The sequence below is a fragment of the uncultured Veillonella sp. genome (assembly GCF_963522475.1).
GTDB lineage: Bacteria > Bacillota > Negativicutes > Veillonellales > Veillonellaceae > Veillonella.
Map to the genome: position 1 here is coordinate 44385 of NZ_CAUQYW010000001.1, position 26227 is coordinate 70611.

A 26227-nucleotide genomic window follows, 5' to 3' on the forward strand; every position below is an offset into this window, starting at 1 on the left:
CCTCCTAATTATTATCTGTATGGCGGAACAAGGAACCTTTTGTAATGAGGTGAATACCGCTTAACAATGCCAATGTAAGGACACAAATATAAACAACAAGCTCAAAGGCATCCATGTACTGCCCTGCCTCTACATAGGAGTAGATAGCTAACGGCATAGTACGTGTTACCTTCGGAATATTACCTGCAATCAAGATGGTAGCTCCAAACTCGCCCATAGCACGGCAGAACGCTAAAATACTACCTGTTAAAATACCTTTCCATGCGAGTGGTACAGATATGGTAAAGAAAATGCGTAACTCTGAAGCACCTAATGTTCGCGCAACATCCTCCATATTATGGTCGACGGACTGCAAAGCAGAGCGCACTGTTTGATAAAATAGAGGGAATGCAATAACGGAGGAAGCAACGACTGCACCAGAAGCGGCAAAGACTACACTCATGCCATGGGTTTCGAGCCACGCACCAAAAGCATAACCTGGAGTAAACACCATGAGAAGTGCAAAACCAACAACTACAGGTGGCAATACAAGAGGCAACGTAATCAATGCATCTAAAATGGCTATGCCACCCCACTTACAGCGGTTCATCCAATAACACGCTCCTAAGCCTGTAATAATAACAATAATAAGAGCAATACTCGCCACCCACAAGGATAGCCAAAATGGGCTCATGTCACTCCCCCCTTCTATTTATAACAACCTATAGAATACAAAAATTCACCCCTAAAAAATTCATAATAATATCTATATTGTATCATAAGAAAACGCTAGCCCCGAAAGCTAGCGTTTAACTCTTATTTAGAAGTAGAGAAACCGTATTTTTCTAATACTTTTTGGCCTTCTGGGCTCATTACATATTGGTAGAAATCTTTTGCCAATGCATTGTCATATTTTTTAATGATGCCAATTGGATAGATAACTGGATCGTGAAAGTCATCAGGTGTTACTGCGGAAATTTGAACTGAATCACCTGCTGCAATAGCATCAGTTTTATAAATGAAACCAGCATCACCAGCGCCTTGGCTAATGGATGCGGTTACTGCTTTTACGTCTTTAGCATATACTACATTAGGTTCTACTTGTTCCCAAACGCCTAATTTTGTTAATACTTGTTTACCATAGTTACCAGCTGGCACTGTTTCAGGATTCCCCAATACGATGCGTTTCACAGTAGCAATTTGATCTAACTCAACTTTAGGTTGACCTTTTGGAACTACGAGAACGAGTTCATTTGTTACGAATGGTTTTACATCACTTACAAGGTCTTTTTCTTGTAACATTTTCATATTTTTTTCGTCAGCAGAGATAAATAAGCTAGCTGGTGCACCTTGTTCAATTTGTTGACGCAATGTACCAGAGCCAGCAAAGTTAATAGCAATTTGATCATCTGCTAAATTATGGCTTTTTTTGTAAGCATCAGCCAGCTCTGTAAGAGCCCCTTTAAGACTAGCAGCAGCTTGTACCGTAATCTTTTCAGATGTACTTGGTTTACCGGTTTCTGCCGGTTTGCTTGCATCGTTACCACAGCCTACTAGAAAAGCAAGCATGAAAACGCTCATTAATACTAATAGAATTCGTTTCATAATTCCTCCTGTGCATCCCTCTAACATCCACACTGTGAAAGCTATGGTCAAACCTAGAGACACCTCAACTAACAAAAAACTATCTATACGATACATGCACATTATACTATAATTCTAATAATTAAATTGTATGTAAAAACTCACATTTTTCATATATATTTCTGATGAATATGATAAGCAATCATAATGAATCAAGTTTTAAGCCCCAAAACAATACATACTATGGTATGATAATATTATAAATATAACGATTCCTTAATAATTAATGAGAAACTCCAGGTGAGACAATGAATATATTTGAATTAATTGGTCATATATTTCTAAATTCTATGATCCCAATCTTCATACTCATCGGCATAGGATTTATACTAGATAGAAAATTCAAACTTGACCTCTATACGTTGAGTAAATTGAATTTCTATATATTACTACCAACCTTTGTATTCAGAGCCATGTATGAAGCAAAATTTACATCTGGCACACTAGAAATTGTATTTTGTGCACTAGTTGTACTCATTCTAAACTCTGTACTTTCTGGTATAGTCGGTAAAATCCAAGGATATGATGTGGCCAAAATTGCAACATTAAAAAACTGTGTCATGTTTAATAACGTTGGAAATATGGGTATTGCTCTTGCCATCTTCGTATTTACGAATGTGCCTTATATCATTGATGGAGCAACCCCCTATGCTGATCTAGGGCTCGTCAGTGTTGTATCTATAATGATTATACAAACAATTACAAGTAATACCTATGGCTTCTACCAGGCTGGCGCTGGACGGTTGAGCACACGAGATGCCTTAAATGTAGTCTTCCATATGCCAATGGTCTATGCTATACCGCTAGCATTACTTTGTCAGCTTTTGCCTTTTGATTTACATGGCCTCTTCTTCTTTGCACCTCTTAAGATTTTTGCCAATGCTTTTGTTGGTGTTGCAATGATTGCCTTAGGGGTCCAAATTAATAGAACACCATTAAATTTCTTTAAGTCCGATGTCATGCTCGCTACATCCTTACGACTCATCGTAAGCCCTCTTATCGCAGCTATTATCACTATACTCTTTATAATGTTCTACGGTCCAATGCATCCAATAGCAGCACAGACTATAGTTATTACCTATAGTGTACCAACAGCTATTAACATGGCCCTCATCGCTATTGAAATGAAAAATAATCCTGAGTACGCCACACAAGTTGTAATGGGTACAACCATACTATCAGCAGTAACTATGCCACTATTCATTACTATAGCCTATTATCTGTTCCCATTATATTAAAAATATAAAAAATATAGACAAAAAAATAACTCATAGTTATCAACTATGAGTTATTTTTTATGCCTTAACATTTAGTCTTGTTAACCAAGTTACACAAACTATAACAATTATAGCACCTATAATTTCATTTATCCCTAAATGATGATTAAGAATCGCTACATCTAGACCTAAAGTAACTATTGATGAGATACGTGTTCCATCCCCATTCGAACAAGTCCTTCCACATGATCATCATTTAAAGAATAATATGCGGTTTTCCCTTCCTTGCGATAGGTCACAAGGCGTGCTTGACGTAATACGCGTAGTTGGTGTGAAATAGCAGATTGACCCATTCCCATTGTTTCTGCAATATGATTTACACACATTTCATTTTCTAGTAATAGTTCTACTATTTTAAGGCGTGTAGGGTCCCCCAAGATTTTAAACAACTCTGCTAACTTTAGCAATGATTCTTGTTTATCGTTCATATTGTCCCCCTTAATTTCATTCATATCCATGCCTATAATCTGTATTTCTTATGTATAACTAATCGATGTTGCTTAAATTAGATTGCTCATATATAGAGCATACATATAAACATTATATCATTTTTATAATATTAAAAAAGAGACTTTGTAAAACAAAGTCTCTCTTACTCATATTATACAGAATATGAATTATTTAATGATTAATACAGGGCAAGTGGAGTGACTAGTTACATAGCTACTTACGCTACCCATGAATAAACCTTTCAATGGGCCAAGGCCACGGCTACCCATAACAATAAGATCAGCATTGTATTTTTTAGCTACTGCTAACAATGCAGGGCCTGGGGAACCAACTTCGAATACGCTTTTAACTTTTACGCCTTTAGGAATTTCTTTCACTACATCGGTAAGAATTTCTTTACCATTTTCTTCCATATCTTCAGCAATTTGTTCAGATACATAACCACCAGAAATTGGTGTTTGATCGAAATTGGAAATGGCAGACACAATATTTGCAACGTGAACTACAATCAATTCAGCATGATTGCGGTCCGCCACAGCAAGAGCGTGTTCCAATGCACGTTTAGCATTTTCAGAACCATCAGTAGGTACGACAATAGTTTTGTAGGTAACCATATTAACCCCTCCTATTTCTAATCCCTCACAGGGGATATGATCAAAGATCGTTTAGCCTATATTATTATATTCTAGACTATCAAGGAAATATCCTCTTTTCTTAGAGGATTTCTTTTATTATAGCACAAATTATACAGAATTATACAAATAAAAGAATATTATGTGTATATTATAGCACTTGAGAAGATTGATTTGTATTGAGTGTAGTCGTTAATTTAAATCCATCCAATACATCGATCAACTCTGGCGTACTAAGACTAGTTCCTGCAGGACCAATCATACGTGCTACAGCTACATTACCCTCATTACCCAAGATAATAGTAGCCGCAAAAGATACTGGTGCTGCTATAGATGTATCAGCAGTATTAGGGTTCTTCATATGACCAGCCAAGTAAAACATAACATTACCATCTATGATATGCGTTTCATAGCGAGTTATAGTTGCCTTATTTACCTCAACCAATTGTTTAAGGTAATAATCTCCTAACATTTGTTTCCCCATCATCGTAGGCATCCCTGTGCTAACTGCTTGTACAGGGATTGTAAAAGATTCAATATCAAGCCGTACATTATGCTTACTAAAAGCGATTTTATCCTTTTCATTAAGACGGGTAAACCCTTTTGGATAAGCAAATTTAATTCCTTCAACTACACTAATATCACTAGTTCCTGAGATAAATTGCTTAACCCCTTTAATCGTACTAGAACCCGTTTTATTTAGTAATTCAAAGGATGGAATCGTATGTTCCATCAAGCCTTGTTCCATAAATTCACCTTGAACAGGAGCATAAGTACTCGCTAAATTATAGCGATGCGTAGGATCCTTATCCATAATAAATTCCGCTTCAAATACGGATTGAACAGGCTCAGTAGATGTCATTTCAGCATATGATTTTGGTGTGGTCTTATCCCAACGTGCTGATATAGCCCCTTTCTTGTTAAAGAAGCCACCAACAATATCATTATTTTCAAAAACATTACTATGTTGACTCCAAATACTCAAGTATTCTTCATCAGACATCCCCTTAATGGGCACACCATACCAAGTCGTATTCCATTCCTTTTGAGATACCCCATCTTGCGGTGTATTATTGCGTTTTGTAAAAGATACTGTATAGGAATCATCTTGTGTAGGACCTGCTAAATTGAACGAATAGCCTTGAATATGCTCACTTTCACTACGTACATCCATATCAAGCTTAACACCATCAGCTACACGCCATGGAATAGTAAAGGTATAGCCATTTTTATAGTCCTTAACTACCGTATTCATTTTAGTAGCATAGGATTTATATTGATCTGGCAAAATTGAAGCAGAGTCTTTTTGAGAATCTACAATAGCAAGTGGTGTACTAGGCGTTCCTTGCAATCCTTCAGCCATAGAGGTCGTGCCCATAGCCATTACAGCTAAGATTGCGGCAATATAACGTAACTTCATAAGACCTCCTATAACATATTTTCTAAGAATGCTTTTGTTCTATCACTTTGTGGATGATTAAAAATTTGTTCTGGAGTACCTTCTTCTTGAATAATACCATCAGCCATAAAGATGACACGATCAGATACTTCACGAGCAAAGTTCATTTCATGCGTTACGATAATCATCGTCATATGATCATCTGCTAACTGTTTAATAGTCTTTAGAACCTCACCGGTTAACTCAGGGTCAAGGGCAGATGTAGGTTCATCAAAAAGCATAATCTCTGGATTCATCGCCAATGCACGAGCAATAGCTACACGTTGTTGTTGGCCACCAGATAAACGAGATGGATACATATCACGCTTTTCCCATAGGCCAACTTTATTAAGTAATCGCTCAGCAATCGGTAAAATCTCATCATCTTTCATTCCTTTTACCATGCGCGGTGCAATCATAATATTATCAAGCACTGTCATATGAGGGAATAGATTGAAGGATTGGAATACCATACCCATGCGCAATAATAAGTCATGTTGTGTTTCTTGACTAGCATAGTTAACAGTGCCATTAGCATCTGTACTAGCAAGAACTGTACCATCTACAGTAATAGAACCACCATCTATGGTCTCTAATTGGCCTAAACAGCGCAAGAATGTAGATTTACCAGATCCAGATGGACCGATAATAGAAACGATTTCCCCTCTATTCATTTTGAGCGATACATCGCGCAATACAGTTTGATTGTTAAAGCGTTTTTCAATACGCTCCATATTTACAAATGTCATAAGTACCTCTTACATCGTCGTATTAATTAAATAGCTGTGATCTCAAAGGGAGCTATAGCCTCTCTAAACAACTAAATTCATATCTACGACATACTACTACAGAACAGATTAATCTTCATATACAGCAAATCGTCTTTCTAAGTAGTTGAAGATATTTGTCAAAATAAAGGTAAAGATCAAATAAAACAAAGCTGCCACCAGGAAGGCAGAAATATCAAAGTCACGTTGTACGATAGATTTTGTAATACGCAAGATATCATTCATGGCCAATACATATACAAGAGATGTATCTTTTAACAAGTTAATTGTCTCATTCGCAAGCGGAGGCAATACGCGTTTAAACATTTGTGGCAAGATGATTTTACGCATAGTTTGAGCATAAGTAAAACCAAGAACCTTTGCCCCTTCATATTGTCCGCGCGAAATAGATTGGATACCACCGCGAAAAATCTCACATAAATAAGCTGCGTAATTTAATACGAATGTAAGTACTGCGGCTGTAGCATCATCCATTTGGACAGCTCCATCTGTAATGATAGGTAATGCATAATATATAAATAGAATTTGTAACATTAATGGTGTGCCACGCATCAAATATACAAAGGCTTCAACAATTTTATCGAGCACGGTAAATTTAGATAAACGCACCAATGCAAGTAGAATACCACCAGGAATGGATAATACCCATACAATACAGAAAAGCGATACGGTTACCTTTAATCCATCTGCAATGGTTGGGATAATATGCAATAAATACTCTAACATGGAATACTCCTTCAAAACACGACTAGAGAAGAGGCATCTGGCCTCTTCTCTAGTGTACATTTCGTTCTTTAATTATCTGTTGTACATACTGACCATAATACTATTAGTATATCACGAATTGTACTATTTAGCATCGCTCTTATCTAGGTCTGCGCTAGAGCCCAACCATTTTTCAACGATTTTATCAGCAGTACCATCTTTTTTCATTTCAGCTAAAATACCATTGATTTTATCACGTAATGCAGTATCATCTTTACGGAAGCCAATAGCAAAGTTATCCGCACCGTAATCAGTACCTTCTACGATTTTATATTTACCAGGTTCTTTTGTCATGAGGTAACGAGCGATAACGCCATCAGCGATAACTGCATCAACACGACCAATGCCAAGATCCATGAAAGCACTTACGAAATCAGCATAAGATTTTGTTTCTTTTACAGTTTTACCGCTTGGATCATTTTGCAATGCAGATTCACCAGTACTAGCTTGTTGAACACCGACTACTTTGCCCGCTAAATCAGCTTTAGATTTAATAGATTCATCTTCATTACGAACAATAATATATTGTTTATCTTTCATGTATGTATTAGAGAACAATATATTTTTCTCACGTTCAGGAGATACTGTTAAGCCATTCCACAAAGCGTCAATTTTTTTAGATTTCAACTCAGCTTCTTTACTGGACCAGTCGATAGCTTTGAATTCTACCTCCATGCCAGCCCGTTTGGCAGCTTCTTTAGCCATATCGATATCTAAGCCTACGATTTCGCCTTTATCATCTTTAAAACCCATCGGAGGGAAGCTATCATCTAAGCCAATAACGATTTTTTTAGGTAATTCCTTATTAGCCGTTTTAGTATCACTACCACACCCCGTTACAAATACCATCATAGATACTGCTGCAAGGCCAACGGCCATCATTTTTTTCCAATTCATAACTATCCTCCATGGTGTGTTACACCTTTAATTACTAGCTATTATATGATGTACAGAACTCATCTCTATACCCGATGATTGTATTATACTTTAGTTTATTAAAGTTGTAAATGGTTAATTTGATGAATTTTTTTATATTCTCAGTTTTATGTTGCATATAATACTTTAAAACGATAAAGCATTTGTATATACTCTTGCTTTATGCATCTCTATTCTTATGAATAGCTTCAATCATAGCCATTTTATCTTTATATCTCACCAGGCCTAAGTCTAAAGGTATTACATAAATTCCACCATGACCATTGATGGCCTCCAACTCGCGCCAACCTTCAGTAAATCCAATAATATGCTCATAATCGACAAAAACAAAATATTCATCCCCATGAAAGAGGCTGTGAAAGTATTCTTTCACAGAAAAAGGCCTTCGCTTTAACACGAGGCCCTTTTCACAGATAAATGCTTGACTTTCACCTAATCTATGAAGGGTCCATAATATTACGAGTAACAACAGATAATACCATATACGCTCAGCCCAATCGGAGGGCATATATTTTACAATTAAGGCGCAAACCAATAGACCGATGATACGACCGGCCCACTGAATTCCACGATGTATTTCTAAGCTCTGTTGTACGGTACCTGATGAAAAGCGTTCCATCGCCTCTTGTTTCGTCATGGCTTACCTCACAAATTGAAAGTCTACTATATGATTTTATTTACGGCACAAGCCCATAGCTTGTTCTACTTTACGATACATTTGACTTGCTTTAGCATGAGCCTTAGCAGCACCTTCATCGAGAATAACATCGAGTTCAGGGCTTGTAATCAACTCATTATAACGTTCTTGGATTGGCTCAAGAGTTGCCACCAATAGGTCTGCGATATCGGATTTGAATACGCCATAACCTTTACCAGCATACATTTCTTCGATAGCTTCATAGCTGTCTTTTGTAATAGCACGGTAAATGCCCATCAAGTTAGAAATGCCAGGTTTGTTTTCTTTATCATAACGCACCGCGTTATCAGAGTCAGTTTGAGCGCGTTTCAATTTTTTCACAATCAAGTCTGGTGCATCCAAAAGACGAATTGTAGCATTTTGGTTATCATCAGATTTACTCATTTTCTTAGTTGGCTCTTGTAAGCTCATAACGCGAGCGCCACCTTCGCCTACTTTGATATCAGGTACTACGAAAGTTTCGCCAAATCGACGGTTAAAACGCTCTGCCAAATTACGAGTCAATTCAAGATGTTGTTTTTGGTCCTCACCTACTGGAACATAGTTAGTACCATATAACAAAATATCTGCCGCCATCAATGGTGGATACGTAAGCAACGCTGTAGGGATAGAGTCACCTTGCTTTTGAGACTTATCTTTGTACTGTGTCATACGCTCTAATTCGCCAACATAGCTAATAGATTGCATAACCCAACCGAGTTTAACGTGTTCAGGCACTTCGGATTGCACAAATAATGTTACCTTTTTAGGATCGAGGCCAACAGCGAGGTATAACGCAGCCAAATTACGAGTATTTTGGAATAACTCTTTTGGATCTTGCGGTACAGTAATCGCATGTTGGTTAACGATACAATAATAACATTCATCAGTATCTTGATAGTCTAAGAAATTACGTAAAGCCCCCAAATAATTACCAAGTGTTAATTCTCCACTTGGTTGGATGCCGGAAAATATAACTGCCATAATAGTCTCCCTATATTGAAATAAACCAACAGTGCCGAAGCACTGTTGGTTATATATATTATTCTACGGTTACAGATTTAGCTAAGTTACGTGGTTTATCTACATCTGCGCCGCGTGTAATCGCTGCGTAGTACGCCAACAATTGCAATGGTACAACAGCAAGAATTGGAGCGATGAATTTATTCGCACGAGGCACATAGATTGTGTGATCTACGTGTTTAGATAATTCTTCGTCACCTTTCATACCGATACCAATTACAACAGCTTCACGCGCTTTTACTTCACGGATGTTGCTGATCATCTTATCGTATACATCCTCTTGTGTAGCCAATGCGATAACAGGTACGCCTTCTTCGATAAGAGCCAATGTACCATGTTTCAACTCGCCACCAGCATATGCTTCAGCATGGATGTAAGAAATTTCTTTCAATTTCAAAGCACCTTCCATCGCTACTGCATAGTCGATAGCACGGCCCAAGAAGAACGCATCAGATTTAAAGCCATAATGTTTAGCAAAGGCTTTCATATCTTCGTCTACTTCAAAAATTTCATGAATCAATGTAGGCAAGTTTTTAACACCGCTAAGGATTTCTTCGCCTAAAGCTGGATCCAATTTACCATTTAATTGGCCAAGGTATACAGCGAACAACAAGCCTGCTACTAATTGAGTAGTGTACGCTTTTGTAGACGCTACAGAGATTTCAGGACCTGCCCATGTGTACACAGTATTATCTGCTTCACGAGAGATACTGGAACCTACTACGTTTGTAATCGCCAAAGATTTAGCGCCAAGACGTTTAGCCTCTTTCAAAGCTGCCAATGTATCGGATGTTTCCCCGGATTGGCTGATAACGATACATAATGTTTTGTCATCAGTCAACGGATTGCTATAACGGTACTCAGATGCGATTTCCACACTTACAGGAATACGCGCCAAGTTTTCAATGTATTGTTTTGTTACAAGACCTGCATGGTATGCTGTACCACATGCAACGATGAGGATTTTGTTGAAAGCTGCTACATCGTCAGCAGTCCAATTCAATTCATCAAAGATAGCCGTTTTACCATCTTCAGAGATGTGTGTACCAAATGTATCGCGTACAGCTTTAGGTTGGTCATGAATTTCTTTCAACATGAAGTGTTCATAACCGCCTTTTTCTGCTGCTTCTGCATTCCAGTTAACGTGGAATACTTCTTTATCAATAGAGTTGCCTTCACGGTCAAATACGGATACATTATCACGAGTTACGATAGCTAATTCACCATCGCTCAAAATATATGTATCGCGTGTATAGTTAATGATAGCTGGAATATCGGATGCTACAAAGTTTTCACCTTTGCCAAGACCGATAACCAATGGGTTTTCTTTTTTAGTACAAATGATTTTGTCTGGCTCATCAGCACAGATGATTTCAAGAGCATACGCACCGTCAACACGAGCGAGCATGCGACGTACAGTACTTACGAAATCGCCATCATACATATCCTCTAATAAATGAGCAACTACTTCTGTATCAGTTTCAGATTTAAAATGGTACCCTTTTTCGAGGAGCTCTTCTTTTAAAGGCATGTAGTTTTCAATAATACCGTTGTGAACAACAGCAAATTTACCATCTTCAGAGGAGTGAGGATGGGCGTTCATATCGGATGGACGACCATGAGTAGCCCAACGAGTATGACCAATACCTACAGTCCCTTCATTAGGATCTGCTTTTACAATCGCCTCAAGATTAGCTAGACGGCCAACCTTTTTTTGAATTTTGATTGCATTTTCAGGGCCAATAACAGCGATGCCTGCAGAGTCATAACCACGGTATTCTAATTTCGCCATACCGTCCAATAAGAAATCAGATGCTTGATTAAAACCAATGTATCCTACGATACCGCACATAAATATATCCTCCTATAACTGGGGGTATTTCTAGCCCCAGCCAAAAACTAAGGCTAACTAATTAATGTTTTAATTAACATTCTAAATTAATGTTCTATATGTATTAAGTCCTATTTTAATACAATTCATTCAAATACACTTTGTCTCCATCGTTACCGATGGGCTTTTTAGTATCTGTTACGACATGAATATGCCGGAAGAGCATCCGCTGATGATTCGATCACTCTTCACCTCGTCTACCCTAACGACTGCCTTCGCGGGTACTTGCGCTATTCGCCTTTACGAATTCGGATTTCCTTTCTATGATATACGGCAGAATGAGTACAAATATAAATTATAGTACTGAGCTATATTATACTAAAAAAATCGATAAGATGTAAATATTTCCACTTATTCAAAGCTATAAAAAATGATTTTTTCTATATTTCACGATATTTTCATTGTAAGAAATTATACTTCAGTCAATCTAAATTTTATGCAATTAGATTTTGTTATTTTTAAATTCATATGTATATAATTTGGGAGAGACGAATTATGACAAAAACAATAATTAATAATAAAAAACAGAAAAAACATAAAAATACAATGAAGTACAGAAAATTACGTCGTTGGGTGCTTCCTGCAATATTAGGTGCAGCCCTTTCTACTTTGGCAATGCTTCCAACCTTTGCAGCAGAAGCACAAACTACTACTAACGTAGCTACTGTAACTACAACAAAACAAGCTACAACAGTACCATCTGCACAAGGAAGCACTCCACAAGCCGAAGTAGATCCTAGTACTTTCACAGGTACGTCTATAATAACAGAAAACAAATCCATTGCTCATGAGTTAATTACTAATACAACATCTGACCAGAATGCTTTCATAGGCAAAAATAAAGCAGTCGTAAATATCGAAAACAGCGTTTTCGATAAAACTGGTAATACTACAAGCGATGACAACAGTAATTTCCGAGGTCAAAATGCGGTAATTCTTGGTATTGATGGCAGCCAAATTAACATTAAGGGTAGCAATATTACATCTAACTCCAATGGTTCCAATGCAGTCTTTGCCACTGGCGAAGGCTCTGTTATCAATGTAGAGAATACTAATATTCACACTAAAAATGATTCTTCTCGTGGTCTAGATGCTACCTATAAAGGCACTGTAAATGGTAAAAACCTAACTATTACCACTGAAGGCGCTCATTCTGCTACACTTGCTACAGACCGTGGAGAAGGCACTATTACTGTAGAAGCAGCTAAACTAACAACCTCTGGCGCAGGCAGTCCTATTATCTACTCAACTGGTAATATTACGGCTAATAACATCAACGGTGTAGCTAACAACAGTGAAATTGGCGTTGTAGAAGGCAAAAACTCCATTACCCTTACAAACTCCAATGTAACAGGCTACAAAGACAATGGCTTTATGCTCTACCAAAGCTTCTCTGGTGATGCTGAAAGCGGTATTGCGCATATGAAAGCAGAAAATAATACACTAACAACCCACGCTACAGGTGCGTTCATCTATGTTAATAACACCACTGCTGAAGCAAACCTTACAGGAAACACAATCTTAATGCCAAATACTACGATACTAGTGAAAGCTGCGGCAGACTCCCGCTGGGGCAAAACCGGCGAAAACGGAGGTCACCTTACACTTCGCGCATCTAACCAAGAACTTAGCGGTAACATCGTAGCCGACTCCATCAGCACCATCGCGATAGACATGGAAAATGGATCTAGCCTTGTGGGAGCTATCAACACTGACAACACAGCTAAAGAAGTAACTGTGAAACTCAGCAAAGACTCTACATGGACACTCACTGGTGACAGCTATGTAAAATCTTTAACTAACGAAGACACAACAGGCAATAACATTCACTTGAATGGATATAAACTCGTTGTAGCTAATAAATAAAACCAAGAAATAAAAGAGGCAACGACGACGACGTTGCCTCTTTTATTTCTATGCCGATTTAGAACCATACAAAGCTGCATAAGATTATATCAAAATTTATCCTGAGAGTTCATGCGTGAATTAATCTATCAAGTAGCAGTCATATATGGGCCATAGTTTTAATACAACTACAGGCTTGTAGTTTTCATATTACACTTTAATTATTAAACCAATACGATTTAAACTATATAGCTATAATAACATAAATCATGCCCTATGTACGTATTTGCAAAGCTCCATCCCATCTCTTAACTATCTAAGAGATGAATTACAGCATCTCTGCTATCGGCCTCTCCATACCCGAAATAACTCTTATGAGTAGAAATGGTATAGTGTAGAAATGACCGCGCAATAGTGACGGTTCCATTCGGTAACCATCCTAAATAAATAAAAAATAAATCCCCTCCTATATATGTTCCTGCAGCGACTTTACGTAGGACGGAGCAAAGGGACATATATAGGAGGGGATACCTTTTTTATGGGATTATAGAATTTTACTACTCACAAGAACAGTAGGTTTAATCTTAATATAACCAGTTCCTCGCTGTGGATTTCGCTTTCCGAAATCTTACGCTCGGAACAAAGTGATGTGTGGGCTTCATCGTCGCAAGCTCCTCTGCCGCCTCACACCCTACTTTTCAGCCAGCCCTTGTTCTCTACCGATAATATCAGCGATTTCTTGGCATAATGATTGTAATGCTTCTTGGTCTGGCCCTTCCGCCATTACACGAATGAGTGGTTCTGTACCAGATGCACGTACTAGAACGCGCCCTTCATCGCCAAGTTCACCTTCAGCTGTTACGATGGCAGCTTTAATAATATCATTGTCTTCCCAACCAGTTTTTGTAGCAACCCGAACGTTTACTAACACTTGTGGATATTTCGTCATAATGCTAGCAAGTTCAGAAAGCGGTTGATTTTTTTCTTTCATAAGAGCCGCAACTTGAACAGCAGTTAACATGCCATCACCTGTTGTATTGTGATCCAAGAAGATTACGTGACCAGATTGTTCACCACCAACAGAGAGATCATGTTCACGCATGTATTCCAATACATAGCGGTCACCAACAGCAGTGGAGACGGTTTTCATACCAAGTTCTTCTGCCGCTTTATGGAACCCAATATTACTCATAACAGTACCAACGACTGTATCACCTTTAAGTTTGCCTTCTTCTTTTAATTTAAGTGCACACAATAGCATAATTTGGTCACCATCGAGAACTTGACCTTTTTCGTCTACCAATAAGCAACGATCCGCATCACCATCGTTAGCGATACCAAGGTCTGCATTGTGTTGTTGAACAGCTACTTGCAATCCTTCAATATGTGTAGAGCCACAGTGATGGTTAATATTCAAGCCATCTGGATTTACATTGATATTGATTACCTTAGCACCAAGGCCAGACAAGATTTCAGGGCCTACACTAGAAGCAGCACCATTCGCACCATCATAAACTATTGTCAAGCCTTCAAGGGATGTATCAATTGTGTGGCGCACAAAGTGAGCATAGAAATGTGCCAAATTACTATTGAACTCAATTGTACCGATGCCATCACCCGTAGGGCGTGCCAATTCATTATCCGCACTTTGACGAACATATTGTTCTAATTCATCTTCTACTTCATCTGGCAATTTATAGCCATAACCATCAAAGAATTTAATGCCATTATCTGGATATGGATTGTGAGATGCAGAAATAACAGCACCCGCATCAAATCCTTGTTGACGTACAAGGTATGCTACAGCAGGAGTTGGTATAACACCGGCGATGACAACATTGCCACCAACAGAGCAAATACCCGCTGCTAATGCACTTTCAAGCATAGAACCGGAAATACGTGTATCGCGACCAATCAAGAATGTAGGATGATCTTTTTCTTTACCAAAATATGTAGCCGCAGCACGGCCTAAATGATAGGCTAATTCAGGTGTTAAAAATTCATTAACAACACCACGTACACCATCTGTACCAAATAAACGAGCCATAATTATCCTCCTCTAGGGATTGTGAAAATCACAAGTCCTCATATATTTACTGTTGTGTATTATATCACAATATATACACCACTCATATAGACACTATATAGATATACTATTTTACAGTACCAATATGAACTTATACTGTAGTTTTCTTTACAATATATTCTACTACCAACTAGTTAGGTTTTGCATATTTTGCCATACATAAGATAGCAGTTTCCGCTCCATCAAGGGCGGCACTCATAATGCCACCTGCATAGCCAGCCCCTTCCCCCATAGGATAAAATCCACCTACAGTCGGAGAAATACGATCTTCATTACGTCCCATCCGAAGCGGCGCAGAGGTCCGTGTTTCAACGCCCGTCATGCATACCGATGGATCATCAAACCCATGAATACGTCGTCCCCAATATGGCAATGCCCGTTCTAACACAGACGTTACGAATGGTGGTAAGCAATCATGTAAATCGCAATTGACCACACCTGGTTCATAGCTATATGTGCTATCTTGTACGCTTGGCGCTTGTGAAAGCCCCAAAAACTGACCTACGGTCTGAGCAGGTGCATGGAAGTTAGAACCGCCTAACTCATAAGCTTTACGCTCCCATTCACGTTGAAAAGCAACGCCATCGAGTGGATGTGTACCAAAGTCATCAGGACCTACATTGACTACGATAGCACTGTTTGCAACACCACTATCACGAGCATATAAACTCATGCCATTGACAACCACCCCTCCATTTTCAGAGGCAGATGCTACAACTTGACCACCGGGGCACATACAGAAACTGTACGCTGTACGTCCTGTTTCCTTATCATGAAACACAAGGGAGTATTCCGCTGCACCAAGGCCCAAGCTAGATGGTTCTACACCATATTGGGACTCATCAATGACAGCTTGGTCATGCTCGATACGAACGCCAATGGCAAATGGTTTCGCCGTCATTTCTACATTGCGTTTATATAACATTTCATACGTATCACGTGCACTATGACCTACTCCGGAAAGCACAACTGTCGTATCGATGCGTTCGTTACCATTCACTTCAACACCTACGATGTGGTCATTTTCAATAAACAGATCAGTTACTTTTGCACCAAAGCGGACTTCACCGCCCCATTCGATGATACGTTCACGCATAGATTTTACCATGGTACGCAACTTATCTGTACCTACGTGAGGTTTATGTTTATATAATATTTCCTCAGGAGCGCCAAACTCTACAAAGTATTTGGAGATTTCGTGCAATCTAGGATGGGTAATGCGAGTTGTCAATTTACCATCCGAGAAAGTACCAGCACCGCCCTCGCCAAATTGTACATTCGATTCAGGCTTAAATACACCTTCTTTCCAGAATGTTTCTACATCTTGGCTACGAGTATCAACGTCTTGACCTCGTTCAAGAACGATTGGACGGTACCCTTCACGAGCTAAATAAAAGGCTGCTAGCATACCTGCTGGCCCAAAGCCCATCACTATCGGACGATTTGCTAAAGGCACATTACCATAAACAATAGGTTCTGGATCTTCTGGAGTAAACACAGATACATCTTTTTGTTTACCTAGCTTTTTCATGATTTGAGCTTCTTTTTGAACCTCAGCAAACAAGGTATACACAAATACAATATTCGGTTTTTTACGAGCATCTACAGCGCGTCGCACAACGTGAATTGTTTCAATGGCACCACGTAACTGAGGGTACTTCTTTTCTACAATATCTTTAATATCCGACTTGACCGTAACGGCCACGCGGAGATTTATTATTCTAATCATATCTTTCCTTATTTAAACTATCCTTTTCGGTTAGCAAAGTTCTTTATTATTTGACCTAAATCCTTTAAATTTAACCTACCAGAAATTAGTTATACAATATTATTATACAATATTACTATAAAAGCTAATACATAATAAACAGAGATCTCTATAAAGCATTAAAATAGACCCTAATAGAGTTAACCTTATCCTCTATTAGGGTCTATTTATAATTCAGGTTCATAGGTAATAACAATTTTGAAAATCACTATTACGCCTCTAATTTATGAACTAGGTAGTCTTTTTTTGTATATCAACCTTAACATGTACCGTCGTTGTATTACTATTAACACCACTTGGTAATACTAAGTTGTAATTACCTTGAATACTCTTAGTAGCACTAGTAAGGTCCACTGGTTCAGTTTGAATTTCCGTAACAGAATCAATCATTTCTTCTCGACCTGTCACAGTTAATTGGGTTGGTGTAACAGATACGGCCTTAACCTCATACCCATCTAATACCGTTCCAACAGTTGGCACGGTAATAGGAACAGCTTTGTCTTTACGCAATAAATTTAATTCATATTGCGCCTGACCTTGGTTAGGATTGATATGTACATCTAATACATTACCAGATATATCCCAAGCTTCTAACGTACTAACAGCACTAAAGTTCTTAGTTTGGCCAGCAATATTGACTTTCATAACCACCTTATTTACGGCATTAACAAGCTGTTTACGTCCAGATACAGTTACCTCTTTCGGTACAATGGTTACTGACTTGAGAGCAATATCATCCGAGAATTTACCAATTGGAACAATTTCAACTGGTATTTTTCGCTCTGCATATTCATCTACATTGATTGTAATAGTATCAGGCTTAATCTCCACAAGACTCATACCTGATGGTGGCGTAAAACCTATAGTTACATTATTTTGTCCTGGCTTCACACCAGATGCATCGATATAAGCACGAAGATTATCTGCTTTCATAGAAATAATCGTATCACGTGGACCAGATAATACGATGCGTACAGTATCTGGCGCATCCTCTATGATGTAATTATCCTTAAGATTTTGAACCTGAACAGGTACCGTATACGTTACCTCCATCACAGGATTCTGATCTCTCATAATAAAGAACCACATAACAATGGCTGCTAGTAAGGATAATAACTTAGCTGGCCAATTACGTTTCAAATGTATCATCATTTTTTCGCCCCCCATTTCCACATACTAGTAATGGTTTGACGAGGACGTTCCATAAACGTGCGCAACGCTTCTTTAATTTGGTCTTCCGGTAAATGGCGATAAATATGACCGCCATAGGTATACGAAATGGTTCCTGTTTCCTCACTGACAACAACAACGACAGCGTCCGTTTGTTCAGACAAACCGATGGCTGCACGGTGACGCGTACCAAGTTCAGTACTCAATGTGCGATCTTCAGTTAGCGGCAACAAACAACCAGCCGCACGAATTCGGCCATCACGAATAATTAGCGCGCCATCATGAAGCGGTGTACTAGGAACGAAAATGTTTTTAATCAATTCACGACTTAGCACCGCATCAATTAAAATACCTGTATCAACGAAGTCATTGAGACCGACTTCACGTTCAAATACGATAAGTGCCCCTGTGTGCTCACGGGACATAACACGAGCCGCCGCCATCACTTCATTGATGGTCATGTCCATTTCCTCTTCATTAACATTCTGTGCTTTACTGAAAATTCGACCACGGCCCAATTGTTCTAAAGCACGCCGCAATTCCGGCTGAAATACTACCGGCAACGCAAAGAGAAGAACGGTCATACTTTGTTGCAAAATCCAATTAATAACATATAGATTTAGTAAATGACTCAATAAATTTAGAATTGCTAACATCACGAGGCCTTTTAAAAGAGAAACGGCTCGTGTATCTTTAAGCAATTTATATAAATAATATATACCTACAGCAACAATTAAGATATCCGCGATATCAAGAAGCCTAAAGGTATGTATAAGTGCGTCAATATGCATAAAAAAAGCTCCTTATACAAAATAATAAGGTGCAGCCAACTGCTTGACTGCACCTTATATTTTAACTCATTTTAAAAGCACTGTAAATTTAATATACTTAGATGTTTTGTGTTTCAATCCACACATCCATCTGTCCGCCACACACCATACCTTCTTTTACAGCTACATCGTCATCTAAAAGAACTTCGATACGACGATGTGCTTCTTTTTTATTCAAAGAATCAATAGCGCTTAGACGAATCTCATTTTCAGCACGACCACCCCCGATAGTACCAAAGATAGATCCATCTGGGAATACTACCATAGATGTACCAGCCTTACGCGGTGTAGAACCACGGGTAAATAAAATAGTAGCTACAGCTAGTGTTTCATTTTTACGAGCACTTAAATATTCAATAAACTCACGATTCATAGCTCACTCTACCTTTCTGCAATGAGCCGCCTTTTTTACCACGCACCACTGCCAAATATTCGCTAACGATAGATAATGCAATCTCCTCAGGAGTTTGTGCACCTAAGTCTAGACCAATTGGTGCATATACCATATCTAATTCTTCTTGCGTCCAACCTTGTTCACGCAATACTTCAAATGCATAATGAATACGCTTTTGACTGCCCATAACACCCATATAGGTTGGCAAATAATCGCGCAATTGTTCTAAGCATACATTATCATACTCATGAGCACGAGTAACAATAATAAAGCCATTATATTCATCAAGAGGTAAATCATTTTTAAAGTTTTCTAATGGTAAGCATTTACGAGTTACACGTTCATCAAAGAATTCAGGAACTACATATTCTGGGCGGTCATCTACAACAGTTACACGGCACCCAATAAATAATAATAAATCGGTAATAGCACGGCTCACATGACCAGCACCCAATACGAGAACAGATGGATCGTTTTCTACAGGTTGTACGAAACATTCCGCTTCGCCTACCATACATAAAGAATTAAGCTTTGCTTTATCTACCATAAATCCTTCGATTGGTGTGCCATACAAAACACTACCATCTTCAGCATAAATTGTCTTATCCCCTTGACGAGGGCCAGACAATATAGTAACCATCAGCGTAGTTTCTGTAAGCTGAAGACGGTCTTTCATCACATCATAGATCGTTTCCATCTTGATTCCTTTCATACTCCCATGCAGTAACAGCTTCTAAAACACCGCCACCAACGGCAAGGGATTTATCTGAAATACTATAACAATGAGCTTCTTCACAACGAGCATCTACATCGGCCAATTTAAAATGGTCGGATACGATGAGCCCGCTCTTAAGAATACCTCTAAGAATACCTGTAATTTTTGCCCGCACTGGCTCTTTATCTACATAACCAATGACTTCATTAGCTTGTACAGAATCGCCAATATGGCGCTTAGCTGTAAACAGACCAGCCTTTGATGAGTGAATAACACGTTCATGAGTATAACCGCCTACATTACCGGGAATCCCCGTATTAGGCTGCGCTGGGCCATCATAGATGCAACGACCTAAGTAATGACCGCGCATGGTTTCAATAACAACATCCACATCATGCCCTGCAGTAAATCCAGGCCCCACACCAATGACGAGATCTGCATCATCACGTTTGGTACCAAGATTCTTTTTACTTAAAATAGCATCTACAACAATAGCTGGCTTCAATGTATCAAGTAGCTCTTCATATGAACTAGTCACAACGGGAATAACACCTTGTGCCAAAGTATCTGCTACTTCGCTAAGGGATACATGACGTGCTACAAAGCGTTCCAAAATCATTTCTCCACGATGCACAGCATTGCCATAACATACTTCACGGCGAATCATGGTAGGAATGGCGATTTCGTTAATCACCACAGGATAGCCTGCACGTTTCAATCTATATACAGCGCCAGAAGCGATATCTCCGCCTCCGCGCATAAGTACTAATGGTTTCATAATGCCTCACTTTCACGTTGTTTCAAACGCTCAAAATCATCGGGTGTGTCAATATCATATCCAACATCGTCACGAATCCATAATTTGATAACATGGTCTTTACCACTACCGCGAATGATAGTTTTGCCACCTTGATCCCCTTGGATATGTTGCAATGATTCAAACCAATGTGAACCAAATAGAACAGGATTTCCCGACTGATAATTCGCCCCATAATGCGGGACGACGATAGTTTTCGAATGAAAGTTATCACTAAATGCACTAATAATCTGATGTACAACATTTCCAGTCAATAGTGGTTGATCCCCTACAGAACAAAGAATGCCGTCTAGCGGTATCGGTGAGTTTTCTACCAAATGACGTACTCCTATCGCTATGGACAGGCCTTGTCCACGATTAGGATGTTCATTCTGAACCACTTCAAACCCATAGCTCGTAACTATAGGTTCTAATCTTTCATGATCATCACCAGTAACCGCTACAAAAGGTAGTTTACAGGATTCAGTAAGTTCTACCGAATCATTCCATCCACAATGAAGAGCCCCACAGACCGCATCTAAAACAGTTTTACCACGCCAAGGCAAAAGCTGCTTATTACATCCCATGCGCTTGGATTGACCTCCTACGAGGAGGACAATGCCAATATGCAAAGGACGACGGTCTATGGGGTCTCTCATGGGACTGAAAGCGGTATTAGATTTTGCTTTCACATAAGTCATGAGTACCTACCGACATTGAATAATGCGACGGATTTCACAACTTGCTTTGTATCCATCAGCTAAGATGATATCGGAAATGTCGCTATCTACAATATGATCAATAAAATCATCAATGATGCGATGTTGCACCGTTTCATAACCAGTACAAAACAGAATTTTTTTACCTTTACTGTATTGGAATAATCCTTGTTTATGGAGCACAAGATCGGCCAACATGCGCGGTGTTACAATAGCACCCATATTGCGTTTCACAATATCTTGAACAAGCTCGATGTTATGCACGTGCTCATCATCAAGCGGCGCTCCTAACATTTGTAAATTCACAAGACCAATCGTAGTCTTTGTGAGAGATGGGATGACTGGCTCAGTCGTCTTAGGCGCCTTAAGCCATTTTTCCTTTGCTCCATCTGCTTCCACTACAATTTGCCAGTTCGGATGCAATTTTGCTAAACCATCGATAAGATCACAATCTAAGGAGTCCACTTTTGTTCCTGTAATGCCAGAGAACCACGCACCACAATATCCACGCAAAATACGATCAGTACAATATTCATCAGCTTCATTAATATTTCGAGTATAAATCGGTTCATAATGAGCCACTTGAGATTCATAGAGTCGAGTCGTAGTCGTAACCACGATGGGTTGACCTTTCAGCCTTCCATATTCCACTAATTTTGAAAGCACAGTCGTTTTGCCGCCTGCCCCAACAAGGGCCACGATTCCCGGCCGAATCAATCGATTCCAATAGGATGTTTGTGATGTCATAAAACCAGGCCTCCTTAGAAAGGAAAAGTAAATAGAAATCTCTATACTTTATATTTCTCGTCCATAGCCATAAACACCTTCTCAGGTGTCATAGGTAATGTACGAACGTCCGCACCAACTGCATTTTTAATAGCATGTTGAATAGCTGGACTAGCCGTATTAATAACAACTTCACCAATAGATTTAGCACCAAATCCGCCTGTCGGTTCATAAGACTCTACAAAGTCTACATGTAACTCACCGATATCTTGACGGGTTGGAATTTTATAAGTCATAAGGTTATTAGTCTCTAAACGACCATTATTGGAATAGCGTATATCTTCATATAACGCCATGCCGATAGCTTGTACTACGCCGCCTTCAACTTGAACACGAGCCAATTTAGGATTGATAACAGTACCGCAGTCGATGCAGGAGTATGTATGAAGCGGAATAACCTTACCAGTTTGTTTGTCTACTTTTACCTCTGCAATAGTTGCCATGAATGGAGGTGGGGATGTATGACTGCCCCATGTAGCGAAACCAGACAATTGTTCTGCATTAACGCCTACCAATAATTTTGGAGCTAATTGATGGATATCCATAGTTTGAGAACCATCTTTTGTGGTAGCTACAACGCCATCAAAGTCGACATTTTCTACATCTGTATCGAAGAATTGAGCAAACTTAGCAATAATCTTAGTGCGTAATTCTTCAGCAGCCATCTTAGCCGCCGTACCAGTTACGTATGTTGTACTAGACGCATAGGAACCTGGGTCAAATGGCACGATGTCTGTATCAGATTCGATAACAGTCATGTATTCCATAGGACAGCCGATGATTTCACAAGCCATTTGAGTCAGTACGGTATTAGCACCCATCCCCATATCGGAAGAACCAGTGTACAATGTATAGTTACCATCATCACCAAGACGAATTTCTACAGATGCTACGTCAATGTTAGCAACACCAGAACCTTGTAATGCCAACGCCATGCCAAGTCCACCGCGATAACGTTCGTCAATATCCCAAGAGTGAGGACGCTCATCCCAACGAGCCATTTCTTTTACGCGGTTTACTGTATCTTGGAATAGACCAGAGTCAAGATATTCATCTGGAGCGTATACCAAGCTTTGTTCACCTTGAGCAATCAAGTTTTTTTGACGTAATTCAGCAGGGTCTACCCCCATCTTGTCCGCCAGGTTATTAACAGCACACTCTAATGGCCACAATGCTTCGGTAGCACCATAACCACGGAATGCACCGCCTGGTGTATGGTTCATATAAACGCCTTCTGTACCATAATGAACAGCTGTCGCTTTATTATACAAAGGAATAGACTTATGTTCACCTGCTGTTGTGGTAGTGAAGCAGTGAGTTGCATGAGCACCTGCATCAGTAATAGAATCCATATCTATAACCTTGATGATGCCATCTTTTGTGGCACCTACACGAATTTGCCATTCACGGGCATGACGTGTAGTAGAGCAAGTTTGCGCTTCAGTACGATCATATAAAAGATAACAAGGTTTCTTTAAAGTCCACGCTACAAAAGCTGTCATAAGTTCTGTGCAAGCCGTTTGTTTAGAACCGAAACCACCGCCGATACGAGGTTTGATTACGCGAACCTTTGTAGCCGGAATGCCTAAGGCACGCGCAATATGACGGCGTACATGGAATACGATTTGTGTGGAAGATACGATAACTACACGACCTAATGCATCAATGTAACCATAACTTTGGAATGGTTCCATTGCTGTTTGGCGTGTAGCCTGGTCAAAGTAAGTACCATCTACTACATAATCACATTTTGCCAATTCAGCTTCAATATCGCCTACTCGTTTATGATAGGATACGCAAATATTACGTTTATAATCTTGACCTACAGGGATATGATTAAGAATATCATCTTCAGGGTGGACTACTGTTTCATGATCGATAGCCGTATGCATATCAAGTACTGGTTTTTGTATTTCGTACTCAACCTTGATAAGAGGCATTGCTTTAAGAGCTGTAGTCTCATCTTTTGCTACAATAAGTGCTACTTCATCTCCTACATAGCGAACTACTGGATCTAAAATGAGAGCATCATAGGCAGATGGTTCTGGATAGCTTTGGCCAGCCAATGTAAATCGAGTATTAGGCACATCTTCATGCGTAAAAATTGCCTCAATTCCCGGAATCAACTTTGCTTTGGATGTATCAATAGATTTAATGCGCGCCTGTGCATGAGGGCTACGAAGAACCTTAATAACGAGCGCATCTTTTGGAACAAAATCGCCAGTATAAGACGGTTTCCCCGTCAAAATACCTTTAGAGTCAACCTTGTCATAAGATTTACCAATATGCTTATTCATTATTTTAGGCCTCCTTCTAAGAATTTACGAACCCCTCGAAGTTGTGATTCATAGCCAGTACAACGGCACAAATTACCGATGAGGTATTCACGAATCTCATCATCACTAGCCTTTGGATTTTTACGTTTTAAGTTGATAGCACTCATCATCATACCAGTTGTACAGAAACCGCATTGGTCAGCGCCTTCGCTAGCAATACAAGCCGCTAATAATTCAGCCTCTTCTTGCAAGCCTTCTAATGTAATAATTTTATGACCTGGTGCACGGAATGTAGGGTATGCACAAGACAAGATAATTTCGTCATCTACCCATACAGTGCAAAGGCCACAGTTTGTTGTGTCACAGCCACAACGTACGCTGTAGTAACCAAGATTACGCAATGTATCCAACAACATTTCATCAGTTGGCACATTAACAGTTACATTTTTATTATTAATATTAAGTACGAGTTCCATTATTGTACCACCTCCTTAGACAAGCGTTGAACCATTGCTTTCACCATTTCCATGCGATATTCTTTGGAAGCATGAGAGTTAGATTGGTAAACTAATTCTTCAGATGCTAATTGACCTGCTTCTTTTGCTGCAGACAATCCTTTTTCTGAAAGCAGAGCACTTGCTTTTTCTGCTAATTGGGGCACTCCAGGTCTTGTACCGATGTACACTTCAACGCCTTTGTCATCACGGCGAAGAGCACCTGTCAACACTGGGAAGTCACCACGAGAGATGCGAAGAGCCTCTACAGCTACAGGCACATCTACTTTAGGAATACGAATTTCCACGAGGATATCACGTTCTCTGTATTTCATATAGTCATGTATGGACATGCGACCGCCTTTAAAAGTAACGATGTCAGCATGTACTGCCATTAATGCAGGAATAATATCGGAAAAGCCGAAGCGGCTTGCTACAGATCCACCCATAGTAGCAGTGTTGCGGAATTGAATGCCAAGAATTTCTTTAACACCTTTAACAACAGCACCGCCACAGAATTGTTGTAATGGCTCAAAACGTTCCACGTCGCCTTGCGTTGCCATAGCACCAATGACAAATTCGTTATCCTCTTCACGAACATAACGCAAATCAAGACTAGCCATATCAATTACGGCAGGCCATGTGCGTCGACCTAAACGCAACCAACAGCCGCCAGCTAGCATTGGGGCAGTTTTGTTTTTTATGGCTAATTCATAAGCCTCTTCCACCGTCTTCGGTTGTAATACTTTCATAAATGCTAACATAATCTGTCCTCTCAATGGTATACTAATACTAACAGAACTGGATGATAACCACAAAAATACAGATATCACCGAACTACAAACTTAG

25 protein-coding genes are annotated in these 26227 nt (G+C 39.3%); 2 read left to right on the top strand and 23 right to left on the bottom strand.

Annotated elements, in window-relative coordinates:
* Positions 1–4 precede the first annotated feature (4 nt).
* Positions 5–673 carry a molybdate ABC transporter permease subunit gene (modB, locus tag RWP19_RS00220; protein ID WP_314355966.1) on the bottom strand — a complete coding sequence of 223 codons (669 nt, stop codon included), beginning with the start codon at positions 671–673 and terminating at the stop codon, positions 5–7.
* Between the two features lie 122 nt (positions 674–795).
* Positions 796–1584 (bottom strand): molybdate ABC transporter substrate-binding protein, encoded by a 789-nt coding sequence (gene modA, locus RWP19_RS00225; RefSeq protein ID WP_314355967.1) that lies wholly within the window; start codon positions 1582–1584, stop codon positions 796–798.
* Between the two features lie 287 nt (positions 1585–1871).
* On the opposite strand from modA, the gene RWP19_RS00230 reads away from it, so the two are divergent.
* Positions 1872–2861, top strand: a complete 990-nt coding sequence (locus RWP19_RS00230) for an AEC family transporter (protein WP_314355969.1) — start codon at positions 1872–1874, stop codon at positions 2859–2861.
* 176 nt (positions 2862–3037) lie between these two features.
* On the opposite strand, the gene RWP19_RS00235 is transcribed toward RWP19_RS00230, so the two are convergent.
* The 9 genes from RWP19_RS00235 to glmS form a co-directional block, all read right to left on the bottom strand.
* Positions 3038–3328, bottom strand: a complete 291-nt coding sequence (locus RWP19_RS00235; RefSeq protein ID WP_314355970.1) for a metalloregulator ArsR/SmtB family transcription factor — start codon at positions 3326–3328, stop codon at positions 3038–3040.
* A 189-nt stretch (positions 3329–3517) separates the two neighbouring features.
* The gene (locus tag RWP19_RS00240) at positions 3518–3964 is read right to left on the bottom strand and encodes a universal stress protein (RefSeq protein WP_295209955.1); all 447 of its coding nucleotides are present in this window, start codon (positions 3962–3964) and stop codon (positions 3518–3520) included.
* Between the two features lie 169 nt (positions 3965–4133).
* Complete coding sequence (locus RWP19_RS00245; protein WP_295990640.1) at positions 4134–5402, bottom strand: hypothetical protein; 1269 nt, start codon at positions 5400–5402, stop codon at positions 4134–4136.
* A gap of 8 nt (positions 5403–5410) precedes the next feature.
* A complete protein-coding gene (locus tag RWP19_RS00250; RefSeq protein ID WP_295275166.1) occupies positions 5411–6169 on the bottom strand; it encodes an amino acid ABC transporter ATP-binding protein in 759 nt (252 codons plus the stop codon).
* A gap of 108 nt (positions 6170–6277) precedes the next feature.
* Positions 6278–6934, bottom strand: a complete 657-nt coding sequence (locus RWP19_RS00255) for an amino acid ABC transporter permease (RefSeq protein WP_295210928.1) — start codon at positions 6932–6934, stop codon at positions 6278–6280.
* A gap of 123 nt (positions 6935–7057) precedes the next feature.
* Positions 7058–7870, bottom strand: a complete 813-nt coding sequence (locus tag RWP19_RS00260; protein ID WP_314355972.1) for an amino acid ABC transporter substrate-binding protein — start codon at positions 7868–7870, stop codon at positions 7058–7060.
* Positions 7871–8069: 199 nt separating this feature from the next.
* Positions 8070–8546, bottom strand: a complete 477-nt coding sequence (locus RWP19_RS00265) for a hypothetical protein (RefSeq protein ID WP_314355973.1) — start codon at positions 8544–8546, stop codon at positions 8070–8072.
* Between the two features lie 36 nt (positions 8547–8582).
* Positions 8583–9569 (bottom strand): tryptophan--tRNA ligase, encoded by a 987-nt coding sequence (trpS, locus tag RWP19_RS00270; protein ID WP_314355975.1) that lies wholly within the window; start codon positions 9567–9569, stop codon positions 8583–8585.
* A 58-nt stretch (positions 9570–9627) separates the two neighbouring features.
* Positions 9628–11460, bottom strand: a complete 1833-nt coding sequence (glmS, locus tag RWP19_RS00275; RefSeq protein ID WP_314355977.1) for a glutamine--fructose-6-phosphate transaminase (isomerizing) — start codon at positions 11458–11460, stop codon at positions 9628–9630.
* Positions 11461–11994: 534 nt separating this feature from the next.
* Between glmS and RWP19_RS00280 the strand changes: the two genes are divergently transcribed.
* Positions 11995–13365, top strand: coding sequence for a hypothetical protein (locus tag RWP19_RS00280; RefSeq protein WP_314355978.1), 1371 nt, complete (start codon positions 11995–11997; stop codon positions 13363–13365).
* 670 nt (positions 13366–14035) lie between these two features.
* On the opposite strand, the gene glmM is transcribed toward RWP19_RS00280, so the two are convergent.
* The 12 genes from glmM to RWP19_RS00340 all read right to left on the bottom strand — a co-directional run bounded on the left by glmM (position 14036) and on the right by RWP19_RS00340 (position 26142).
* Positions 14036–15391, bottom strand: a complete 1356-nt coding sequence (glmM, locus tag RWP19_RS00285; RefSeq protein WP_314355979.1) for a phosphoglucosamine mutase — start codon at positions 15389–15391, stop codon at positions 14036–14038.
* A 169-nt stretch (positions 15392–15560) separates the two neighbouring features.
* A complete protein-coding gene (locus RWP19_RS00290) occupies positions 15561–17159 on the bottom strand; it encodes an FAD-dependent protein (RefSeq protein WP_314355980.1) in 1599 nt (532 codons plus the stop codon).
* 270 nt (positions 17160–17429) lie between these two features.
* Entirely contained in the window at positions 17430–18350 is a 921-nt protein-coding gene (locus RWP19_RS00295) for a CdaR family protein (RefSeq protein WP_314355981.1), read from the bottom strand.
* Positions 18347–19159, bottom strand: a complete 813-nt coding sequence (cdaA, locus tag RWP19_RS00300; protein WP_314355982.1) for a diadenylate cyclase CdaA — start codon at positions 19157–19159, stop codon at positions 18347–18349. The genes RWP19_RS00295 and cdaA overlap by 4 nt, the downstream gene beginning before the upstream one ends.
* Before the next feature lie 97 nt (positions 19160–19256).
* Complete coding sequence (locus tag RWP19_RS00305) at positions 19257–19571, bottom strand: XdhC family protein (protein ID WP_314355984.1); 315 nt, start codon at positions 19569–19571, stop codon at positions 19257–19259.
* Positions 19561–20289 (bottom strand): XdhC family protein, encoded by a 729-nt coding sequence (locus RWP19_RS00310; protein WP_314355985.1) that lies wholly within the window; start codon positions 20287–20289, stop codon positions 19561–19563. Before RWP19_RS00310 ends, RWP19_RS00305 begins: the two co-directional genes overlap by 11 nt.
* Complete coding sequence (gene yqeB / locus RWP19_RS00315) at positions 20273–21085, bottom strand: selenium-dependent molybdenum cofactor biosynthesis protein YqeB (protein WP_314355986.1); 813 nt, start codon at positions 21083–21085, stop codon at positions 20273–20275. Before yqeB ends, RWP19_RS00310 begins: the two co-directional genes overlap by 17 nt.
* Complete coding sequence (locus tag RWP19_RS00320) at positions 21082–21804, bottom strand: nucleotidyltransferase family protein (RefSeq protein ID WP_314355987.1); 723 nt, start codon at positions 21802–21804, stop codon at positions 21082–21084. Before RWP19_RS00320 ends, yqeB begins: the two co-directional genes overlap by 4 nt.
* Positions 21805–21810: 6 nt before the next feature.
* Complete coding sequence (gene yqeC / locus RWP19_RS00325) at positions 21811–22569, bottom strand: selenium cofactor biosynthesis protein YqeC (protein WP_314355988.1); 759 nt, start codon at positions 22567–22569, stop codon at positions 21811–21813.
* A gap of 41 nt (positions 22570–22610) precedes the next feature.
* Complete coding sequence (locus RWP19_RS00330) at positions 22611–24905, bottom strand: molybdopterin cofactor-binding domain-containing protein (protein WP_314355989.1); 2295 nt, start codon at positions 24903–24905, stop codon at positions 22611–22613.
* Positions 24905–25360: a 2Fe-2S iron-sulfur cluster-binding protein gene (locus tag RWP19_RS00335; RefSeq protein ID WP_314355990.1), complete on the bottom strand. Its 456-nt coding sequence runs from the start codon at positions 25358–25360 to the stop codon at positions 24905–24907. Before RWP19_RS00335 ends, RWP19_RS00330 begins: the two co-directional genes overlap by 1 nt.
* Positions 25360–26142 carry an FAD binding domain-containing protein gene (locus RWP19_RS00340; RefSeq protein ID WP_314355991.1) on the bottom strand — a complete coding sequence of 261 codons (783 nt, stop codon included), beginning with the start codon at positions 26140–26142 and terminating at the stop codon, positions 25360–25362. Before RWP19_RS00340 ends, RWP19_RS00335 begins: the two co-directional genes overlap by 1 nt.
* Positions 26143–26227 lie beyond the last annotated feature (85 nt).

What these genes read in the sequence shown, in the direction of transcription:
- RWP19_RS00240 (WP_295209955.1), bottom strand. Translation starts at nt 3,964, where the DNA reads ATGGTTACCTACAAAACTATTGTCGTACCTACTGATGGTTCTGAAAAT.
- trpS (WP_314355975.1), bottom strand. Translation starts at nt 9,569, where the DNA reads ATGGCAGTTATATTTTCCGGCATCCAACCAAGTGGAGAATTAACACTT.
- RWP19_RS00230 (WP_314355969.1), top strand. Translation starts at nt 1,872, where the DNA reads ATGAATATATTTGAATTAATTGGTCATATATTTCTAAATTCTATGATC.
- glmM (WP_314355979.1), bottom strand. Translation starts at nt 15,391, where the DNA reads ATGGCTCGTTTATTTGGTACAGATGGTGTACGTGGTGTTGTTAATGAA.
- RWP19_RS00280 (WP_314355978.1), top strand. Translation starts at nt 11,995, where the DNA reads ATGACAAAAACAATAATTAATAATAAAAAACAGAAAAAACATAAAAAT.
- RWP19_RS00235 (WP_314355970.1), bottom strand. Translation starts at nt 3,328, where the DNA reads ATGAACGATAAACAAGAATCATTGCTAAAGTTAGCAGAGTTGTTTAAA.
- RWP19_RS00260 (WP_314355972.1), bottom strand. Translation starts at nt 7,870, where the DNA reads ATGAATTGGAAAAAAATGATGGCCGTTGGCCTTGCAGCAGTATCTATG.
- RWP19_RS00305 (WP_314355984.1), bottom strand. Translation starts at nt 19,571, where the DNA reads ATGAATCGTGAGTTTATTGAATATTTAAGTGCTCGTAAAAATGAAACA.
- RWP19_RS00255 (WP_295210928.1), bottom strand. Translation starts at nt 6,934, where the DNA reads ATGTTAGAGTATTTATTGCATATTATCCCAACCATTGCAGATGGATTA.
- RWP19_RS00290 (WP_314355980.1), bottom strand. Translation starts at nt 17,159, where the DNA reads ATGATTAGAATAATAAATCTCCGCGTGGCCGTTACGGTCAAGTCGGAT.
- RWP19_RS00295 (WP_314355981.1), bottom strand. Translation starts at nt 18,350, where the DNA reads ATGATGATACATTTGAAACGTAATTGGCCAGCTAAGTTATTATCCTTA.
- yqeB (WP_314355986.1), bottom strand. Translation starts at nt 21,085, where the DNA reads ATGAAACCATTAGTACTTATGCGCGGAGGCGGAGATATCGCTTCTGGC.
- modB (WP_314355966.1), bottom strand. Translation starts at nt 673, where the DNA reads ATGAGCCCATTTTGGCTATCCTTGTGGGTGGCGAGTATTGCTCTTATT.
- RWP19_RS00250 (WP_295275166.1), bottom strand. Translation starts at nt 6,169, where the DNA reads ATGACATTTGTAAATATGGAGCGTATTGAAAAACGCTTTAACAATCAA.
- RWP19_RS00320 (WP_314355987.1), bottom strand. Translation starts at nt 21,804, where the DNA reads ATGACTTATGTGAAAGCAAAATCTAATACCGCTTTCAGTCCCATGAGA.
- cdaA (WP_314355982.1), bottom strand. Translation starts at nt 19,159, where the DNA reads ATGCATATTGACGCACTTATACATACCTTTAGGCTTCTTGATATCGCG.
- glmS (WP_314355977.1), bottom strand. Translation starts at nt 11,460, where the DNA reads ATGTGCGGTATCGTAGGATACATTGGTTTTAATCAAGCATCTGATTTC.
- RWP19_RS00265 (WP_314355973.1), bottom strand. Translation starts at nt 8,546, where the DNA reads ATGACGAAACAAGAGGCGATGGAACGCTTTTCATCAGGTACCGTACAA.
- RWP19_RS00340 (WP_314355991.1), bottom strand. Translation starts at nt 26,142, where the DNA reads ATGTTAGCATTTATGAAAGTATTACAACCGAAGACGGTGGAAGAGGCT.
- yqeC (WP_314355988.1), bottom strand. Translation starts at nt 22,569, where the DNA reads ATGACATCACAAACATCCTATTGGAATCGATTGATTCGGCCGGGAATC.
- RWP19_RS00245 (WP_295990640.1), bottom strand. Translation starts at nt 5,402, where the DNA reads ATGAAGTTACGTTATATTGCCGCAATCTTAGCTGTAATGGCTATGGGC.
- RWP19_RS00310 (WP_314355985.1), bottom strand. Translation starts at nt 20,289, where the DNA reads ATGGAAACGATCTATGATGTGATGAAAGACCGTCTTCAGCTTACAGAA.
- RWP19_RS00335 (WP_314355990.1), bottom strand. Translation starts at nt 25,360, where the DNA reads ATGGAACTCGTACTTAATATTAATAATAAAAATGTAACTGTTAATGTG.
- modA (WP_314355967.1), bottom strand. Translation starts at nt 1,584, where the DNA reads ATGAAACGAATTCTATTAGTATTAATGAGCGTTTTCATGCTTGCTTTT.
- RWP19_RS00330 (WP_314355989.1), bottom strand. Translation starts at nt 24,905, where the DNA reads ATGAATAAGCATATTGGTAAATCTTATGACAAGGTTGACTCTAAAGGT.